This is a genomic window from Paenibacillus sp. J22P165, assembly GCF_059692015.1.
In genome coordinates, this window is the sequence record NZ_JCAUAP010000016.1 from 50,758 (window position 1) to 69,532 (window position 18,775).

General features: G+C 38.2%; 19 protein-coding genes. All 19 read left to right on the forward strand.

The features are described from left to right. Positions 1-29: 29 nt before the first annotated feature. The 19 genes from AC58QM_RS30555 to secA all read left to right on the forward strand — a co-directional run bounded on the left by AC58QM_RS30555 (position 30) and on the right by secA (position 18,724). Positions 30-884 carry an NAD-dependent epimerase/dehydratase family protein gene (locus AC58QM_RS30555; protein WP_497288534.1) on the forward strand — a complete coding sequence of 285 codons (855 nt, stop codon included), beginning with the start codon at positions 30-32 and terminating at the stop codon, positions 882-884. Continuing rightward, entirely contained in the window at positions 881-1,855 is a 975-nt protein-coding gene (locus tag AC58QM_RS30560) for an ATP-grasp domain-containing protein (protein ID WP_497288535.1), read from the forward strand. The genes AC58QM_RS30555 and AC58QM_RS30560 overlap by 4 nt, the downstream gene beginning before the upstream one ends. Further along, the gene (locus tag AC58QM_RS30565) at positions 1,836-2,504 is read left to right on the forward strand and encodes a metallophosphoesterase family protein (RefSeq protein ID WP_497288536.1); all 669 of its coding nucleotides are present in this window, start codon (positions 1,836-1,838) and stop codon (positions 2,502-2,504) included. The genes AC58QM_RS30560 and AC58QM_RS30565 overlap by 20 nt, the downstream gene beginning before the upstream one ends. Before the next feature lie 23 nt (positions 2,505-2,527). Next, positions 2,528-3,253: a class I SAM-dependent methyltransferase gene (locus AC58QM_RS30570; RefSeq protein ID WP_497288537.1), complete on the forward strand. Its 726-nt coding sequence runs from the start codon at positions 2,528-2,530 to the stop codon at positions 3,251-3,253. A gap of 44 nt (positions 3,254-3,297) precedes the next feature. Then, entirely contained in the window at positions 3,298-4,263 is a 966-nt protein-coding gene (locus AC58QM_RS30575) for a glycoside hydrolase family protein (RefSeq protein ID WP_497288538.1), read from the forward strand. 20 nt (positions 4,264-4,283) lie between these two features. Beyond that, positions 4,284-5,234 (forward strand): glycoside hydrolase family protein, encoded by a 951-nt coding sequence (locus AC58QM_RS30580; protein ID WP_497288539.1) that lies wholly within the window; start codon positions 4,284-4,286, stop codon positions 5,232-5,234. Positions 5,235-5,273: 39 nt separating this feature from the next. Further along, positions 5,274-6,029: a class I SAM-dependent methyltransferase gene (locus AC58QM_RS30585; RefSeq protein ID WP_497288540.1), complete on the forward strand. Its 756-nt coding sequence runs from the start codon at positions 5,274-5,276 to the stop codon at positions 6,027-6,029. A 12-nt stretch (positions 6,030-6,041) separates the two neighbouring features. Then, positions 6,042-7,142 (forward strand): DegT/DnrJ/EryC1/StrS family aminotransferase, encoded by a 1,101-nt coding sequence (locus AC58QM_RS30590; RefSeq protein WP_497288541.1) that lies wholly within the window; start codon positions 6,042-6,044, stop codon positions 7,140-7,142. Positions 7,143-7,386: 244 nt separating this feature from the next. After that, the gene (locus tag AC58QM_RS30595) at positions 7,387-9,162 is read left to right on the forward strand and encodes a glycosyltransferase (RefSeq protein ID WP_497288542.1); all 1,776 of its coding nucleotides are present in this window, start codon (positions 7,387-7,389) and stop codon (positions 9,160-9,162) included. 10 nt (positions 9,163-9,172) lie between these two features. Next, positions 9,173-9,946: a glucose-1-phosphate cytidylyltransferase gene (gene rfbF / locus AC58QM_RS30600; protein WP_497288543.1), complete on the forward strand. Its 774-nt coding sequence runs from the start codon at positions 9,173-9,175 to the stop codon at positions 9,944-9,946. Further along, positions 9,943-10,995: a CDP-glucose 4,6-dehydratase gene (rfbG, locus tag AC58QM_RS30605; RefSeq protein WP_497288544.1), complete on the forward strand. Its 1,053-nt coding sequence runs from the start codon at positions 9,943-9,945 to the stop codon at positions 10,993-10,995. The genes rfbF and rfbG overlap by 4 nt, the downstream gene beginning before the upstream one ends. Positions 10,996-10,998: 3 nt before the next feature. Next, positions 10,999-12,231 carry a methyltransferase domain-containing protein gene (locus AC58QM_RS30610; protein ID WP_497288545.1) on the forward strand — a complete coding sequence of 411 codons (1,233 nt, stop codon included), beginning with the start codon at positions 10,999-11,001 and terminating at the stop codon, positions 12,229-12,231. After that, complete coding sequence (gene rfbC / locus AC58QM_RS30615; RefSeq protein WP_497288546.1) at positions 12,232-12,756, forward strand: dTDP-4-dehydrorhamnose 3,5-epimerase; 525 nt, start codon at positions 12,232-12,234, stop codon at positions 12,754-12,756. Positions 12,757-12,768: 12 nt separating this feature from the next. After that, positions 12,769-13,257 carry an acyltransferase gene (locus tag AC58QM_RS30620; RefSeq protein ID WP_497288547.1) on the forward strand — a complete coding sequence of 163 codons (489 nt, stop codon included), beginning with the start codon at positions 12,769-12,771 and terminating at the stop codon, positions 13,255-13,257. Further along, positions 13,254-14,069 (forward strand): NAD-dependent epimerase/dehydratase family protein, encoded by an 816-nt coding sequence (locus AC58QM_RS30625; RefSeq protein WP_497288548.1) that lies wholly within the window; start codon positions 13,254-13,256, stop codon positions 14,067-14,069. The genes AC58QM_RS30620 and AC58QM_RS30625 overlap by 4 nt, the downstream gene beginning before the upstream one ends. After that, on the forward strand, positions 14,069-14,749 hold the full coding sequence (locus tag AC58QM_RS30630; protein ID WP_497288549.1) for an LbetaH domain-containing protein: 681 nt from the start codon (positions 14,069-14,071) through the stop codon (positions 14,747-14,749). The genes AC58QM_RS30625 and AC58QM_RS30630 overlap by 1 nt, the downstream gene beginning before the upstream one ends. Positions 14,750-14,998: 249 nt before the next feature. Next, positions 14,999-15,196 (forward strand): cold shock domain-containing protein, encoded by a 198-nt coding sequence (locus AC58QM_RS30635; protein WP_028556842.1) that lies wholly within the window; start codon positions 14,999-15,001, stop codon positions 15,194-15,196. A 171-nt stretch (positions 15,197-15,367) separates the two neighbouring features. Beyond that, the gene (hpf, locus tag AC58QM_RS30640; RefSeq protein ID WP_056611526.1) at positions 15,368-15,916 is read left to right on the forward strand and encodes a ribosome hibernation-promoting factor, HPF/YfiA family; all 549 of its coding nucleotides are present in this window, start codon (positions 15,368-15,370) and stop codon (positions 15,914-15,916) included. Positions 15,917-16,204: 288 nt separating this feature from the next. Beyond that, positions 16,205-18,724: a preprotein translocase subunit SecA gene (secA, locus tag AC58QM_RS30645; RefSeq protein ID WP_497288550.1), complete on the forward strand. Its 2,520-nt coding sequence runs from the start codon at positions 16,205-16,207 to the stop codon at positions 18,722-18,724. Positions 18,725-18,775: the final 51 nt, after the last annotated feature.

The window sequence follows — 18,775 nt, forward strand, 5'->3', positions numbered from 1 at the left end:
TGGAGCTTCCATTTTGCAAGGAGGAAACGATGAAAAAGATCGTTATAGTAGGTGGTACAGCATCACTAGCAAAACACTTAATCCCTAAATTATCTGAAAATTATCAAGTAGTTACAATGGGGAGGAAGAATTGTAATCTTTTTTGTGATTTATCTAATGATCAAGAAATGATTAATTTCCCAGATAATACACATGTGGTCATTCATGTTGCGGCTAGTTCTAATGGTAGCACAGACCAAGAAATGGTTACGACCGAAGAAGTAAATGCAATTGGAACTTTAAAAGTGTGTGTAGCAGCACATAAGGCCAATGTTAAGCACCTAATTATTATTTCCTCCATTTATGCCACTTTAGATGAAGGTTCGCCATATTACAATATTTACAGCTTATCAAAGAAGCACTCGGAGGAATTAGCAACCTACTATGCCGGTATAAAAAGTTTGCCACTAACTATCATCAGACCTTCGCAAATATATGATGACAATGGGGAGTTTCGAAAACATCAACCAATGATATATCTCATGGCAGATCACGCTGAGGTTGGCAAAGATATTCATATTTACGGTACTAATGATGCTTTAAGAAACTATATCCATATAGATGATTTGACTGAGATTATATATCGTATTATTAAAACAGAATGTTTAGGGTTGTTTGCTTGTTCAAACCTAGAAGATGTTAAATTGTCGGATATTGCTCAAGCTGCGTTTTCAGCCTTCAGAAAAGGTGGCAGCGTTATATTTCAAAAGGATAAAAAAGATATTCCTAATAATATTTTCAAAAAAGATACGTTATTGTATGAGAAAATTAGGTTTTATCCGACTATTGATATTGTCGAAGGTATGGAGAAAATACACAGCCATAGAAAGAAGAATGCACGATGAAAACAATACTTGTTTCTGGAGCTAGCGGAATTGTAGGGTACGGAATATTACGATCTTTGCGTGAATGCGGAAAGGATTATAGACTTATTGGTACCTCCATATATGAGGACTCAGTCGCCCCGGCGTTCTGTAATATTTTTGAAAAAGCGCCAATGACAAGTGACAGTCACTATTTAGATTGGTTATTAGATATTATAAAAAAATATAATATTGACTTGATTATCCCAAGCATAGAAGTAGATATGTTTAAATGGGCTGAAATGCATGAAGAGATAAGTAAGAGTAACGCTATACCTTTATTAAATAATCTTGAGCTTATTAAGCTTTGTGGAGATAAATGGAGCTTTTATGAAACTCTAACGAAAAACAATTCATATTTGGCCATTCAATCTAGGATTGTTGGTGATTTCAAAAGGCTGTCAGCTGAGTTTGGAACGCCATTTTTATTAAAACCTCGCAGGGGATTTGCTTCTAAAGGTATAGTTAGGGTGGATTCAAATGCTACTTTTTTGAAACACGAGCAAGATATTGGTCATAAACTTATGGCGCAGCCAATAATAGGTGATGACGAAGAAGAGTATACGATATCCGCATTTTTTGATAAATGTAGCAACTTATGTTGTTATATGTCTTTGAGAAGGAAATTGGCTAAGGATGGATACACAGAAAAAGCTCAAGCTGTAGATGTTGAAGGCGCTGAGGAAGCCATTATAAGTCTTGCTAGTATTTTTAAGCCTATCGGACCTACAAACTTTCAGTTTAGAAAACAGAATGGTGCTCTTAAACTACTGGAGATAAATCCAAGAATATCATCATCTACATCAATTAGGACAGCATTCGGGTACAATGAATCGTTAATGAGTATTAAATACTTTTTAAATGGAGAGTTACCTACTCAGCCTTCTATAAAATCAGGTGTTGCGATTAGATATATAGAGGAGTGTGTTTTTTTTGATCGGGCTAATTTCTGATATTCATGGAAATTATGAGGCATTAAAGGAAGTGCTAAATGTTTTGGATGATATGGATGTCCAAAATATTTACTGTCTTGGGGATGTTGTTGGATATTACTCGCAGGTTAATGAGTGCTGTGATGAACTTCGTGCTAGGAATATTAAGTCAGTCATGGGAAATCACGATTGGTATATGGCTGCTAAAAGCCACTGTTTCCGGTCGAAAAGTGTAAATGACTGTCTCAGATATCAAAGAAAAGTGATAAGTGATGAGAACCTCGAATGGGTTTCCTCCTTTCCAGTATATAGGGATATTCATAATGTTCGCATGGTACATGGTGGATGGAGCAACCCCATTGATGAATATTTAGAAGAAATGCCTGAAGACTATTTTGATCACATTGAAGGCAAATACTTCGTCTCCGGGCATAGTCATGTTCAAAAAATTAAATTTTTTGGCGATAAAATATACTGCAATCCTGGTTCAGTTGGTCAACCTAGAGACGGTGACCCTAGAGCAGCATTTGCAACTTGGGACGGCCAGTCTTTCCATCTTCATAGAGTTAGTTATGATATTGAAAAAGTAGGTAAATTGATGGACCTTGCAGGCTTTAACGGTTATTACTATGGGTGTCTCCGGACTGGAGCAAAAAAATTAGGTTACTAAATAGGTATCAAGGAGGAACAATTATGAATGAAGAAATTGAAATGTTAGAAAATATTAGTGATTTTTATAAAAAAGGAGATTTGATGGACGAGCTACTAGTTGAAAGAGAGGTAGTTCTGATAAAGAAGATTATTGAGCGCTCCGGAAATTTTGGTAGTGCCATTGAAATCGGTTGTGGTAATGGATATTCTACAGAGCGGCTAATTAACATATTTAATGACTTGACTGTCCTTGAACCTTCTCAAAAGAATCTAACGTTGATGAAAACAAGGCTAAATAATGAAATTAACTCGTACAACGGATTGCTTGAGGATTTCCATTCAAGTAAAAAGTTTGATCATATTATCTTTTTGAATGTATTGGAGCATGTTGCTGATCCGATTGAGTCTCTAAAGAAGATTGAAACATTATTATCAGATGAGGGGCAAGTTTTCATTTCTGTCCCGAATTGTATGAGTTTAAATAGACGAGCTGGATATGAGATGGGATTGCTGGAGAGCTATGATAAGTTTGCACCTAAAGATTACTTGCTTGGACACAGACGCCTATACACAGTAGAAATGCTAAAAGAACACATTGAAAGTGCTAATTTGGAAGTTGATATTATGAAGGGGATTTTCTTAAAACCTCTTGCTGAATCCCAAATGATGGAACTTGGATTAGATGCAATTAATGCTTTTTACGCTTTAGGAGAAGATATCCCACAATATTGTGCAAACCTTTTTGTTGTAGCAAGGAAGAGAGGTTAGCATAGAAACACAGGTAATCTATGCAATTGTGATGGAGGATAACCATGTTCAAATGGAATAAACTTGGTAGGGTATTTAATCCAATAGAAGTAGAAGAGAAATATTGGATCAATGAGTTTGCTCAAGCCCCTAGTGTTTTAATTTTTGATGATTTTATAAGGGTTTACTTTAGTTGCCGTCCAAAGCCAGATGTAAATGGTCAGTATGTTAGTTATTCAGCATTTGTTGATTTAAATAGATCAGATTTATTTGAAATTATTAGTATAAGTGAAGAGCCTGTACTCAAGTTGGGTGACCTAGGAACGTTCGATGAGTTTGGAACCTATCCCATTTCTGTTATTGATAACGGGGACGATATTTATGCTTACTATGCAGGTCATACAAGATGTGAATCTGTCCCCTTCAACACGGCAATTGGGGTCGCTATTAGTAGAAATAATGGAGAGACTTTCGATAAAATAGGTGATGGCCCTGTTTTATCCTATTCACCAGATGAGCCATTTGTATTGAGTGGTCCTAAAATTAAAAAAATGAATGACATCTGGTACTTATGGTATATATCAGGAACCAAATGGATATCAACTGAGGGCAAACCGGAAGTCATTTACAAAATTAGAATGGCTTATTCAAACGATGGGCTCAATTGGACAAAACATAACAAAAATATGATTGATGATAAGTTAGGGGAAGAAGAAACCCAAGCAAGTCCGGATGTATTTTTTAAGGATGGTAAATACCATATGTTTTTTTGTTATAAACAAGCGACGGATTTCAGAAACAATAAAGAGAGAAGCTACAGGATAGGGTATGCCTATTCTACAGATATGATTAATTGGATTCGTGATGACTCTAAAGCTGGGATTGATGTCTCGGAAACAGGTTGGGATTCTGAGATGATTTCTTATCCTCATGTTTTTGAATTGGATGGTAAAATCCTCATGTTTTATCTCGGTAACCAGGTGGGTAGATATGGTTTCGGTCTAGCGCAGCTAGAAGGAGAGTTAATTTAACCGAGAAAGGGTGCCTATTAGTGAAGTGGAGAAAGTTGGGTAAAATTTTTGATCCAACAAATTATAAATTAACTAATGATTGTGTTGAATTTGCTCAATCTCCTCAAACATTAGTTTTCGATGATTTTGTGAGGATCTACTTTTCAACAAGAAAAAAAACGGAAGATGGCAAGTATATAAGCTATATTCAGTTTATTGATATAGATAAAGAGTTTAAAAAAATAATCAACAAATCTTCTGATACAGTAATTGAGTTAGGTAAACTAGGTTGTTTTGATGAACATGGCATATTTCCAATGAATGTTGTAAGGCATGAAGATAAAATTATGGCTTATACAAGTGGTTGGACAAGAAGAGTATCCGTTCCCGCGGATTCTGGCATTGGATACGCTGTTAGTCATGATGATGGACTTTCTTTTGAAAAGCTAGGTGATGGCCCTGTACTGACGTCGTCGTTGTTTGAACCTTTTTTAGTTGCGGATCCTTTTGTAAGAGTATTTAATGATGTTTTTCATATGTGGTATATATACGGTGTGAAATGGAAGTCCTTTTCTGAAGGGGTTCCTGCTGATCGAACTTATAAAATAGGTCACGCTACATCAAAAGATGGTATCACATGGGTTAAAGAAGGAAGGCAGATCATTACTGATAAATATGAGGATGAGTGTCAGGCGCTTCCCACAATTATTGAGATCAATAATAAATTTCACATGTTTTTTTGTTACAGAGAATCATTTGATTTCAGGAAAAATAAAGATAGAGGTTATAAAATTGGTTATGCGTATTCGGATGATATGATTAATTGGATGAGAGATGATACGAAGGTTGGAATTGATGTTACAGAAGGCGAGTGGGACTCCGATATGCTTTGTTATCCTCATGTTTTCAGCTGTGATGGAAAAGTGTATATGTTATATAACGGTAACCAATTTGGGAAATTCGGGTTTGGATTAGCTCAGCTGGAAGAATAAGTTTTATAGATATTTGAATTAATGAAAGGTAGAGAGAAGATGGACATTAAAAGAGATTACAATGAGGAATTGAAAGATACAAATAATCATAAATATGCATATGGTTTTGATTTAGATGTGATGCATCCTTATATGTTAAAATCATTCTCACCTTTTTTTGTGAAGGGTAATTTACTTGAACTTGGTAGTCATAAAGGGCAGTTCACAAAAAGGTTTTTTGATTATTTTGATGATATAACTTGTGTAGAAGCTTCTGACGAGGCTTGCAACTTTGCGATAAAGCAATTTGGTAATCAAGTCAAGCTTGTAAATGCACTGTTTGAAGAAGCTATATTACCAACCAAGTACGATAACATTGTTTTGACTCATGTACTTGAGCATATCGATGACCCTGTTGCCTTGCTCAAAAAAGTAAATGATGAATGGCTATCTGATCAAGGAAAGTTCTTTATAGTGTGTCCTAACGCTAATGCGCCATCAAGGCAAATTGCTGTTAAAATGGGGCTTATTAGTCATAACAGTGCAGTTACCGATGCAGAAGCAGCCCATGGACATAGAATTACGTACTCGTTAGATACTCTAGAAAGAGATATTAAGCTATCAGGCCTCCAAATTACACATCGTTCCGGAATTTTTTTTAAGGCACTTGCTAATTTTCAGTGGGATCAATTGCTTAAGACCGATATTATCTCGAAAGAATACTTAGACGGCTGTTATGAGTTAGGTCAACAATACCCTGACTTATGTTCTAGCATTTTCTTCGTATGTGAAAAGGGCGGTAATTCAATTACTTAAATGAGGTGACTTATGACTATAAATGTAACTAGATCCTCATTGCCTCCTTTTGAAGAATATATAGAAGAGATACGATCTATATGGGAAACGAAATGGCTTACCAATATGGGCGAGAAACATAGTCAGTTAGAAAAAGCATTAGAAACTTATATGGATGTTCCGCTGGTTTCTCTTTTTACAAATGGTCATTTAGCACTTGAAATGGCTATAGAAGCGCTGGAATTGACAGGTGAAGTCATTACAACTCCCTTTACTTTTGCCTCAACAACTCATGCTATTACAAGACACGGGTTAACGCCGGTATTTTGCGACATTTCACCCGATGATTATACATTGGATGTCGACAGGATTGAATCTTTAATTACAGAGAAGACAACTGCCATTATCCCGGTTCATGTTTATGGGAACGTTTGTAACGTTCAGGAGATCGATCGAATTGCCAGAATACATAATTTAAAAGTTATATACGATGCCGCACATGCTTTTGGTGTCAAGGTTAATGGTGTGGGTATTGGGAACTTTGGCGATATTTCGATGTTTAGTTTTCATGCTACTAAGGTCTTTAATTCTATTGAGGGTGGAGCCTTAACATTTTCAGAAGAAAAGTATAAAGAAAGACTGTATCAAATCAAAAATTTTGGTATTGCATCTCCAGAAAGTGTAATCTTCGCGGGAAGTAATGGTAAAATGAATGAATTTTCAGCCGCGATGGGGCTTTGTAATATTCGATATATCGATGGAAATATTGCAAATAGAAAAATTGTCTTTGAGCGTTATATAGATCGATTGAAAAGTGTTAAAGGGTTGACATTACTTCAGCCACAACCAGGTGTTTCTTCCAATTATTCATATTTTCCAGTTATATTCAATGAAAAGGTATTTGGTAGAACACGAGATGAGGTTCATGCTGCGCTTGCTGAAGATGGTATAGTAGCACGCAAATATTTTTATCCACTTACCAATAGTTTTGAATGTTACAGTGGAAGATTTAATTTAAATGAGACTCCTGTGGCAAGATATATTGCTGAAAGAGTACTTACCTTGCCCTTATTTGAAGAGCTCTCACTTCAAGATGTTGATAGGATATGTAGGATTGTACTAGACAGACAATGAAATTGTGTTACGTAGAGGTGTTTATAATATTTACATTGAATTCCATGTTGCCGTGCCATATCCTAACTGGGAAATGGACGGTTTCTTTATTTTTTAAGTACTGCTATACGGTTACACAACAGATCAGTAGTGTTGACATCCAATATATAACAGCTAATATTAGACTCGTATTATGACGATAGATTATTTATGTAGTAAGTTATTATGTAGCTTTGTAAGAACATAAATGAAATGGAGAGACCTTATGATCACCAAGGATGATATTCAGCAACTAATAGAATCAAATCTCTTACATGATGCTAAAATAGCTATTCGTCAAATGGAAAAAACCATACCAAATGATATTGATTTACTCTCTATGAGAGCAGTTATATTAGCTTCTGAGAATCAATTTGAAAAGGCAGAGGATATTCTTCATATTGGGCTGGAGAAGGAGCCTAGTTCTTTTGATTTACTTTATAATCTAGCTTATATATATCAGGCGCAAGAGAAAACGCACTTAGCAATCGAGTATTACAAACGTGCTTTGATCTATGTGAAAGATGAAACATTACGTCTGCATGTTGAAGAAGTAGTTGCATTGTTAAAAGAAGATATTGATCATAATGTTTCTTTAAAATGGCAAGTGAATGAAATTCGTCCTACTGTTAGTATTATTGTACTTGCCTATAATCATTTAGATTACACTAAAATGTGTATTGAAAGTATTTTGAAATATACATCGCATATCAATTATGAATTAATTACCGTTAATAACGGGTCTAGTGATGGAACACAGGAATACTTTGAAAGTTTACCTAAAGCTAAGATTATACATTTAGAACAAAATGTAGGTCCGGTTAATGGATTTAATGTAGGAATGAAGATTGCAGAGGGTACGTATACAGCTTGTGTGTGTAACGATTTTATTTTTACTACGAACTGGATGGATAATTTATTAGCTTGTATAGAATCAGATGAGAAAATTGGGTTCGTATCTCCAGGGGCAAATATTATTAGTAATGCGCAGTCGATTACAGCATCCTTTACCACCGAGGAAGAAATGCAACAATTTGCTGAGTCCTATAATCATTCCGATCCTAGCAAATGGGAGGAAAGAGTCAGGTTACTCCCTTGTGTATTAATGGTGAGAACAAAAATTCTTAATCAAATAGGTTACTATGATCCTGCATTCTACTTTGGGGAATTTGCTGATGATGACATTGCCTTCCGGATTCGAAGGGCGGGCTATAAACTTGTTTTTTCAGGAGATACTTTTACGTACCATGCGGGTTCTATTACTACAGGGGTGGACCAAAGGGAGAATAACTCACTTAGCATTAGTAGGAAAATATTTATAGAAAAATCCGGAATTGATCCGTGGACGGATGCAGGGTTTTCAATAAATATTGTTGAAGCAGCTTCATTAATTAAAAGTAATCGCCAAGTTAAAGTATTGGGGATCGATGCAAAATGTGGGGGAACTCCGTTACAACTTAAAAATAAATTGGTTGCAGCAGGCAATACAGATGTTAGTATTACTAACTTTACAGAGGATTCCAAGTACTTATTAGATTTAAGAACGGTCTCAGATCAAACACTATGTGGTCAGATAACTCATTTAACAGATTATTTTAAAGGGGATAAATTTGACTATATCTTAGTGGAAAATGGTTTAGAGTTTATTGGTGATATTAGGACTATGATAAACCAATTTAGAGAGTTATTAAGTATCGGTGGACAACTGATAGTTAAGGTTAAAAATGGTTCCTACTACCCCTTTTTAGCAAATTTATTATTTGGTAATGTTATTTGTAACGAAGGGGAGTGCTCTGCTACATTCTTTAATATTAAGAGTCTGATTGCACTTTTAACTCAAAATGGATTTCAAGTTGTTAAACAACTTAGAGTTGCTAACGTGCCTCAACAAGATGAAGCTATAGTAAACAAATTACTGCAAGTGTTTCCTGAACAATCGTCTGAATTGAAAAGTGAGATCTCGATTGAATCATATACACTTGTAATTACTTTGAAACAGTGAGGTACTTTCTATGAAAGCAGTTATACTTGCAGGTGGCCTAGGAACTAGATTAAGTGAGGAGACAACCCTCAGACCAAAACCGATGGTTGAAGTTGGAGGGCAGCCAATCTTATGGCATATCATGAAAACTTACTCGTATTATGGAATCAATGAATTTATTATTTGTTTAGGATACAAAGGTTATGTTATTAAAGAGTATTTTGCTAATTATTATTTACATCAATCTGATGTGACATTTGATCTGAAAGATAATAATATGGAAATCCATAATAACTATAGCGAACCTTGGAAAGTTACTCTCGTTGATACTGGACAAGATACACAAACCGGCGGCCGGTTAAAAAGAGTTCAGAAGTACATTGGAAATGAACCTTTTTGTTTCACATACGGTGATGGAGTTAGTGATGTGAATATTGCGGAGCTTATTGAATTTCACTATAAACATCAAATGCAGGCTACTCTCACTGTTGTTGATCCGCCAGGTCGTTATGGTGCTGTTGAAATGAACGATCACACAATTCGTCGTTTCCGGGAAAAACCACAGGGAGAAGATAGCTGGATTAATGGCGGATATTTTGTTTTAAATCCAGAAGTCATTGACTTGATTGATGGAGATGCAACAATTTGGGAGCGTGGCCCGCTTGAGCAATTAGCTTCCTCAGGTAATTTGGCTGGTTTTAAGCATGAGGGTTTCTGGCTGCCAATGGATACATTGCGAGACAGAATGCGGCTTGAGGAATTATGGAACGCTAATGAAGCTCCATGGAAAGTGTGGAAGTCATGACTTTTTGGAAGGATAAACGTGTTCTTGTAACAGGACATACAGGTTTTAAAGGCGGATGGCTCTCGCTCTGGCTTCAAAAACTAGGGGCACAGGTGATTGGATATTCCTTAGAGCCTACCACATCTAATAACTTGTTTAATATCGCAGCTATTGGACAAAACATGATTTCAGAAATTGGTGATATTAAAGATGGAATGGCGTTAGAACAATTAGTTAGAGAGCATGAACCAGAAATTGTATTCCATTTAGCAGCTCAACCTCTGGTCAGAATCTCCTATACGAATCCGATAGATACTTTTGCAGTAAATGTAATGGGAACAGTTAATATTCTAAATGCTGCTCGGATATCCAATTCAATTAAAGTCATTATAAATATAACAACGGATAAATGTTACGAAAATTTGGAGTGGGATTGGCCTTATCGTGAAACGGACAGATTGGGTGGTCATGATCCTTACAGCTCTAGTAAAGCTTGCAGTGAGTTGGTTACAGAATCTTTCCGCAAATCGTTTCTTGCGGAGCGAGAAATACAGGTTGCAACAGTAAGAGCAGGTAATGTTATCGGTGGTGGGGATTGGTCAACGGATCGTTTAATTCCAGATCTCATCGATTCTATTTTAGTAGGGAGATTGCCCAAGATTAGAAATCCCTATGCAGTTAGGCCATGGCAGCATGTATTAGAACCGCTTCAAGGGTATTTAACTCTAGCAGAAAAACTGTATTCAGAAGGTAGCAATTATGCTACAGCTTGGAACTTTGGACCTGGGGAAGAAAGTATTCTGGCGGTAGGAGAAATTGCTGAAATGTCGTTAAAGCTTTGGGGTTCTGATATGACGTGGCAATATGATAAAGCGGAACATCCCCACGAAGCACAAATTTTAAAATTGGATAGTTCCAAAGCTCGAAACAAATTAAAATGGAAACCTAGATTAAATGCTCATGATACCTTAAAGTGGACGATCGATTGGTATAAGCAGTGTGAGCAAAAACAACCGATGAGAGATTTTACGCTTCAGCAGATAGAAGCATACGAAGGGAAAAGGGAATAACGTATGGAAAGAGTATGCAGATTCTGCGAATCAACGATAAGAACATCATTTATAGATTTAGGGTTGTCTCCGTTATCAAATTCGTTTGTTCATGAAAGTAATATTCATAAAAGGAATAGTTTTTATCCGCTTCATACATTTGTCTGTGAAGAGTGCTTTCTTGTTCAACTCGAAGAATTTGAGTCGCCTAATGAGATATTTTCTGATTATGTTTATTTTAGTTCGTTTTCAGAAAGTTGGGTCCAACATGCACGTAATTATACGGATAATGTAACCCAAAGGTTTGGTTTGGACAAAGATTCACAAGTAATAGAGATTGCTTGTAACGACGGTTACTTACTGCAGTTTATGGTTGAGAAGCAAATTCCTTCAATTGGAATCGAACCTGCAAAGAATGTTGCAGAAGAAGCTCGCAAGAAAGGTATAGAAGTAATATCTGAATTTTTCGGATCTGAATTAGCTTCATGTCTTGTGAAGCAAGGTACGAAAGCTGATTTGTTAATTGGAAACAATGTTCTCGCACATGTTCCGAACCTGAATGATTTCGTTAGAGGAATGAAGCTAGTCCTTTCTGATTCGGGCGTTATTACAATGGAATTCCCACATATTCTTAGGCTAATTGAACAAAATCAGTTTGACACCATCTATCATGAGCACTTCTCCTATTTGTCTTTTATGACAGTCAAATCGATTTTTTCCAAGTACGGGCTTACAATATTTGATGTTGAAGAACTAAGCACACATGGAGGTTCCCTCCGTATCTATGCTAAACATGAAAATGATGTATCGAAGCCGGTTTCCGTTAATGTTAAGCGGATGGAATTGTTAGAGTTTGAAAAGGGCCTGGGTAGTATTCAAACTTATTCGTCTTTTGCAGAGAGAGTAAAACAAATTAAGCGTGATATTTTACAGTTTGTTGTGGAGACTAAAAATACTGGTAAAACAATTGTAGGTTATGGAGCCCCAGCAAAAGGGAATACGCTCCTTAATTATTGTGGAATTGGCAAGGATATGATTGATTATGTTGTGGACCTCAATCCAAATAAACAGGGTTTATATTTACCTGGGACCCTTATCCCCGTATTGGACACGGAGCACATTCAGAAAACTAAACCTGATTATGTTGTTATCATGCCATGGAATCTGAAGGACGAAATTATTAAGCAAATGGCCAATATTCGTGATTGGGGGGGGAAGTTTGTTGTTTGGATTCCCGAAGTTAAGGTGGTGGATTGAATGATTTTTAACCAGACCTCATTAAATGGCGCATATATGATCGAACTAGAGCCGATTATTGATGAACGTGGTTTCTTTGCACGAACGTGGTGCAAAGAGGATTTTAGAAAGCATGGGATTCATACGGATTTTAAACAATGTAACTTATCGCATAACAGCAAAGCAGGTACTTTACGAGGTATGCATTATCAGTCTGCACCGTTTGAAGAAGCTAAGCTGGTTAGCGTAGCTCGTGGTGCCATATATGATGTGATTATTGATCTGAGGACGGAGTCGCCCACTTATTTGGCATGGACAAGCGTAGTGTTGACAGCCCAGAAACATAACATGCTTTATATCCCTGAAGGATTTGCGCATGGCTTTCAAACATTAGAGGATGATACAGATGTGCTTTATCAAATGGGTGAGTATTATCACGCAGAATCCGCAAGAGGTATTCGCTGGAACGACCCTGCATTTAATATAACTTGGAAAATAGAACATCCAATTATAAGCAGCAAGGATCAAGTTTATAGTTCATGGTAGAGGGGCTTTGTGATGATTACTATTGCGGATTCGGCACGCGTGTCAAGCCTCGCTGATATAGAGGATTCGGTGCGTGGTACTAAAATTATTGTTGGCTATAGAACGACTATTGATTCCTTTGTAAAGATTAAACCTACTGGTGGAGTGGGTGATGTCATCATTGGAGATGATTGTTATATAAACTCAGGCGTTGTTATCTACTCAGGTAATGGAGTGAGACTAGGTAATGATGTCATGATTGCTGCAAATTGTACGTTAGCACCAGTAAATCATCAATATAAATACAAGCATTTGACGATAAGAGAGCAGAGATTCCTTCCTAGCAAAGGAGGAATAATAATCGAGGACGATGTATGGATCGGTGCTAATTGTGTTATTTTAGACGGCTCCATCTTGAGAAGAGGATGTGTTGTAGGGGCAAATTCTCTAGTTAATAGTCAACTTGAAGAGTATTCAATTTATGTAGGAAGCCCGGCTAAGAAAGTTGGGGAACGTACATGAAGACAACTGTTATTGGATCAAAGGGTTTTATTGGCAAGCACTTGGTGCAAAGGTTACATGAACTTAATTACGATTGCTATGAACCTGAACGTGGGAGTTCAGATGTTTTTGAAAAGTCTTTGGGTCATGTCATATATTGTGCAGGGGTGACATCTGATTTTAGAAGTCGTCCTTATGATACGGTGATGGCTCATGTGAGCTTCTTATCGGAGTTATTACAAAGAGCTCAGTTTGATTCGTTCCTGTATGTATCTTCAACTAGAGTGTACCACGGCGCTAAGGAAGCGTCTGAAGATTCGGAATTAACCGTAAATCCCGTCCGAACAGATGACTTATTTCAATTGTCTAAACTACTAGGAGAATCTTTATGCCTCAACTCCGCTAGAAATGTAAAAATTGCAAGAGTATCAAATGTGTGCGGTCAGGATTTTCAGTCCGATAATTTTCTTTATTCCATAATTAAAGATGCTGTAAACGATCAACAAATTAATTTGCTAACCACCCTAAGTTCAGCAAAAGACTATATATGCATTGAAGATGTGGTGGAATTGCTCATAAAAATCTCTCATACCGGCTCTTCTATTATTTATAATATTGCCAGTGGAACTAACACCACGAATGGAGAGGTTACTGATGCGATACGTTCTTTGACATCGTGTGAAGTAATCGTTAAACAACAGGCGACAGAAATCATATTTCCACCCATTGCCGTACACAAAATTAAAGAAGAGTTTGCTTTTAAACATCTCGATATTATTTCTAGAATCAAACAATTAACGCTGAAATTTCAGGCTGAAAGGATAATTCCATAATGGAACTATCGTTACCATATAATGACTTCAAATCGTATGTACAGAAGCAGTTAGAACATTTCTTTCCGGATCAGATGGCTTTGGATCAAAAAGAATGGAATGCAATAATGGATAAGGCGATAGATAGAACTCAATTTTGTTTCCAGCATGTAACTTTGCCGGCATACAGTAAGAATGGAAACCCCTTTTTGAATCATTTACACTCTGATCAATACGCGGTTTTTTTATGGTTTCTTTCGAATACGGCTTGGGTTGACAGACAAAATGATATCATAGCCAATAAATTATTTTATTTAAATAAATCTCTTCACGGGATTAGTGCAATGTACAATACAGCTCTTCCTGATATTTTTTTGTTACTTCATACCGTAGGTACAGTCTTAGGTAGAGCAGTTTATGGTGACTTTTTCGTTGCTTCGCAGGGCTGTACAGTTGGTGCACAGAATGATGTTTATCCTGTGATAGGTAGAGGAGTAGGTTTGCTCCCTTATTCGTCTGTTATCGGCAGTAGTAGGATAGGAAACAGATCCGTGCTTGGTATTAACGCAACGATTTATAAGGAAGTTGTTGAATCAGATCAAGTAGTGTTTGTTGATGAAGGAAAGGTGCACAAAAAGTTAAATAAGGGTGATTCTTGGACACAACGCTTTTTTAATGTCCCACTCAAAGATGTTAACTAACCTGTGGACAATGTGCATAAACCTGTGAATAACTTTGTTAATAACATGTAAACAAGCCCGTCACGACAGGATTCTACAAATTCTGCAGTTATCCACGGATTGTAAATACACGAATTTTCAGAAATATTAAATTTATATAAAGTTAGAAATTGACAGGTCAAGCAAATCGGTGTTATAGTCAAAATGTAAGGGTTTACATTTTATAGTTATTCATTTTATATTTTTTAAAACGAAAGGATTGTGTACGTTATGCAAGGTAAAGTGAAATGGTTTAACGCAGAAAAAGGCTATGGTTTCATCGAGCGCGAAGATGGTGGAGATGTTTTCGTACATTTCTCAGCGATTCAGTCCGAAGGCTTCAAAACGCTGGACGAAGGTCAAGCTGTTGAGTTTGACATCGTAGAAGGCGCGCGCGGACCACAAGCTGCAAACGTAAGCAGACTTTAATTATTTGGCATGTGTAGTGCCATTGCATACACCAACGAACAAGATCACCCTGGGGAATCATTCTGGGGTGTTTTTTATATTTTGCCTAGAAAGATTGGCTCGGAATTTAAAGGAATTATGAAGTTGGAGTGGAATGTAGTATAATGTAAGTAGGAAGGGAGATGTTTAACTATGGAAATTAGCATTCGCGGAGAACACCTTGAAGTTACTGAAGCCCTCGGAGACTACGTCGACAAGAAGTTGAATAGACTTGAGAGGTATTTTGAAGCTCCCCTTACATCCGATGTACAAGTAAAGCTAAGTGTGGTTAAAGGTCTTCAAGCCATCGAAGTAAGCATCCCGCTAACAGGCGTGCTACTGCGTGCAGAAGAACGTAACACGGACATGTACGCATCCATTGATTTGGTTGTGGACAAATTAGAACGTCAAATTCGTAAGCACAAGACGAAAACGAACCGTAAAATTCGTCAAGATGGCGGCAAACGTGATTTATTCAAAGTAGAAGTCGCAGCAGCTTCCTATATGGAGGAAGAAGAGGATTTCGAGCTTGTACGTAACAAACGCTTCAATTTGAAGCCGATGGACGTAGAAGAAGCGATTCTCCAAATGAATATGGTGGGCCATAACTTCTTTGTTTTCTCCAACATGGAAACAGACACAGTTAATGTAGTCTACAAACGAGACGACGGTAAGTACGGTTTAATCGAACCGGCGATGTAATGCATAAACAAATTGCCTAATACATTCAATTAACATTCCTATACAAAAATGATCAAGTGAGCTTAATTCGATGTTATCGGATTAAGCTCTTTCCTTTAATGCTAGAAGTCATCATCTCGGCCATGCATGTTAGTAGCGTCTCCATTTCATACTAAGAAATACGAAAAGTATGGTTTTGAAGTCCTATTTCTATAGGTTTTCTGTGGAAGAGAGTGCACGTTTGTTGCGACAAGACTGTCATAAGTGGTACAATTTAAGGATACGAACGCAATGGAAAGGGGTTCACCGATGCTAGGACTAGTGAAGAAAATTTTTGGTGATTCCAATGAACGGGAGATTAAACGGATGCTTAAGGCCGTTGACTACATCAACGAGCTCGAAGCCAGCATTAAACCGCTGACCGATGAAGAGTTAAAAGGGAAAACAATCGAGTTTAGAGAACGTCTTGAGAAAGGCGAAGAAATCGATGATTTGTTGCCAGAAGCTTTTGCTGTAGTCAGGGAAGCTGGACTCCGTGTGTTAGGCAAACGTCATTACGACGTTCAACTTATCGGGGGTATGGTGCTGCACGAAGGCCGTATCGCAGAGATGAGAACAGGGGAAGGGAAAACACTCGTTGGAACACTTCCTGTGTATTTAAATGCTTTGCTTGGAAAAGGCGTACACGTTGTAACCGTCAATGATTACTTGGCACAACGGGATAGCGGCGAAATGGGTCAAATTTACGAGTTCCTCGGCTTAACGGTTGGGGTTAACTTGCACGACTTGTCTCATGAAGAGAAGCAAGCAGCTTATGCTTGTGATATTACGTATGGAACGAATAACGAATACGGATTTGACTACCTGCGTGACAACATGGTGTTGTACAAAGAGCAGATGGTTCAACGTCCGCTGTACTATGCGGTTATCGATGAGGTGGATTCCATCCTAGTCGATGAAGCGAGAACGCCTTTGATTATTTCGGGACAAGCCGCGAAATCGACGGATATGTATTTTACGGCCGATCGCTTTGTATCGACGCTGAAAGAAGAAGAAGACTACACCATCGATATTAAAGTGCGTGCCGTTGCGCTGACAGAGGAAGGCGTAGCGAAAGGTGAGAGAGCTTTTGGTATTGAGAACTTATTCGATCATCAGAACGTAAACATTAACCACCATATTACCCAAGCGCTCAAAGCACGTTTCATTATGAAACGTGACGTGGACTATGTCGTTCAAGAAGAAGAAGTTATGATTGTTGATGAATTTACCGGCCGTATCATGACAGGCCGTCGCTATAGTGATGGGTTGCACCAAGCCATTGAGGCCAAAGAGCAGCTGAAAGTTCAGAATGAGAGCATGACACTCGCTACAATTACGTTCCAGAACTATTTCCGTATGTACCGCAAGCTTGCAGGGATGACGGGGACGGCGAAGACGGAAGAGGAAGAGTTGAAGAAAATTTACGGGCTTGAAGTTATTATCGTACCGACGAACCGCCCAATGATTCGTAAGGATCTGCCGGACGTGGTTTATAAGTCAGAGAACGGTAAGTTCAGAGCCGTCGTAGAACAAATCTTAGAGCGCCATAAGCTAAATCAGCCAGTACTAGTTGGTACTGTATCCATTGAGAACTCAGAGAGACTTTCTGAGATGCTGAAGAAGAAAGGTGTTCAACATAAAGTATTGAATGCCAAGTATCATGCTGAGGAAGCGGAAATCGTTTCACGTGCAGGTCAACCAGGTTCCGTAACCATTGCAACGAACATGGCAGGCCGTGGTACGGACATTATGCTTGGTCAAGGCGTACATGATGCTGGCGGCTTGCATATTATAGGTACTGAACGTCACGAGAGCAGACGGATTGATAATCAGCTGCGTGGACGTGCAGGACGTCAAGGTGACCCAGGTTCTTCGCAGTTCTACCTCTCCTTAGAGGACGAATTGATGAAACGTTTTGGTGCTGAAAATATTATGGCCATGATGGACCGCCTCGGAATGGAAGAGGACCAGCCAATTGAGAGCAAATTGATCTCTCGTGCTGTAGAATCCGCGCAAAAACGCGTTGAGGGCAATAACTTCGACGTGCGTAAAGTCGTCCTTCAATATGACGATGTTATGAATCAACAACGTGAGATTATATATAAACAGCGCCGCGAGCTGCTGGAGTCCGAGAATATCCGTGAGGTTATTGAGGGCATGATCAGTGCTGTGATCGAGCGTATCGTAAAAGCGCACTGTCCTGAAGAAACGATTCCGGAAGAGTGGGAACTGCAAGAAGTTGCGAACTTTGTAAATAACAACTTGCTGCATGACGATGCTCAGATTACAGATCAAAATTTGTGGGGCAAAGAGCAAGAAGAGGTTATTGAGCAAATCAAAGAGCTTGTAAGCAAACGTTACGATGAGCGTGAAACGGAAATTGGCGCAGAGTTCATGCGTGAATTTGAAAAAGTTGTAGCGCTGCGTGCGGTAGACAGCAAATGGATGGATCACATCGATGCGATGGATCAATTGCGTCAAGGTATTCACTTACGTGCATACGGCGGTACAGATCCACTCCGTGAGTACCAATTCGAAGGCTTCGAGATGTTCCAAGAGATGATTGACAACATTCGTGAAGAAGTCGCAATGTACATCATGAAAGCACATGTACAGAGCAACTTGGAGCGCCAAGCGGTAGCAGAAGGTCAGGCTGTAGACACGAAGAATGAAGCTGGCGGCAAAAAACCGCTTGTACGCGATGAAGAGCAGCGTATTGGACGCAACGACCCATGCCCATGCGGCAGTGGGAAGAAGTTCAAGCAGTGCCACGGGCAAGGCATGTAGTAAGCGACGAAACAACTTGTCTAGGCACATGCAAGCAGAATAAACGAGGTG

Bases quoted from the DNA above. Each gene is read 5' to 3' on its own strand.
- AC58QM_RS30555 (WP_497288534.1), top strand. From the start codon at position 30: ATGAAAAAGATCGTTATAGTAGGTGGTACAGCATCACTAGCAAAACAC.
- AC58QM_RS30560 (WP_497288535.1), top strand. From the start codon at position 881: ATGAAAACAATACTTGTTTCTGGAGCTAGCGGAATTGTAGGGTACGGA.
- AC58QM_RS30570 (WP_497288537.1), top strand. From the start codon at position 2,528: ATGAATGAAGAAATTGAAATGTTAGAAAATATTAGTGATTTTTATAAA.
- AC58QM_RS30575 (WP_497288538.1), top strand. From the start codon at position 3,298: ATGTTCAAATGGAATAAACTTGGTAGGGTATTTAATCCAATAGAAGTA.
- AC58QM_RS30585 (WP_497288540.1), top strand. From the start codon at position 5,274: ATGGACATTAAAAGAGATTACAATGAGGAATTGAAAGATACAAATAAT.
- AC58QM_RS30590 (WP_497288541.1), top strand. From the start codon at position 6,042: ATGACTATAAATGTAACTAGATCCTCATTGCCTCCTTTTGAAGAATAT.
- AC58QM_RS30595 (WP_497288542.1), top strand. From the start codon at position 7,387: ATGATCACCAAGGATGATATTCAGCAACTAATAGAATCAAATCTCTTA.
- rfbF (WP_497288543.1), top strand. From the start codon at position 9,173: ATGAAAGCAGTTATACTTGCAGGTGGCCTAGGAACTAGATTAAGTGAG.
- rfbG (WP_497288544.1), top strand. From the start codon at position 9,943: ATGACTTTTTGGAAGGATAAACGTGTTCTTGTAACAGGACATACAGGT.
- AC58QM_RS30610 (WP_497288545.1), top strand. From the start codon at position 10,999: ATGGAAAGAGTATGCAGATTCTGCGAATCAACGATAAGAACATCATTT.
- rfbC (WP_497288546.1), top strand. From the start codon at position 12,232: ATGATTTTTAACCAGACCTCATTAAATGGCGCATATATGATCGAACTA.
- AC58QM_RS30620 (WP_497288547.1), top strand. From the start codon at position 12,769: ATGATTACTATTGCGGATTCGGCACGCGTGTCAAGCCTCGCTGATATA.
- AC58QM_RS30625 (WP_497288548.1), top strand. From the start codon at position 13,254: ATGAAGACAACTGTTATTGGATCAAAGGGTTTTATTGGCAAGCACTTG.
- AC58QM_RS30630 (WP_497288549.1), top strand. From the start codon at position 14,069: ATGGAACTATCGTTACCATATAATGACTTCAAATCGTATGTACAGAAG.
- AC58QM_RS30635 (WP_028556842.1), top strand. From the start codon at position 14,999: ATGCAAGGTAAAGTGAAATGGTTTAACGCAGAAAAAGGCTATGGTTTC.
- hpf (WP_056611526.1), top strand. From the start codon at position 15,368: ATGGAAATTAGCATTCGCGGAGAACACCTTGAAGTTACTGAAGCCCTC.
- secA (WP_497288550.1), top strand. From the start codon at position 16,205: ATGCTAGGACTAGTGAAGAAAATTTTTGGTGATTCCAATGAACGGGAG.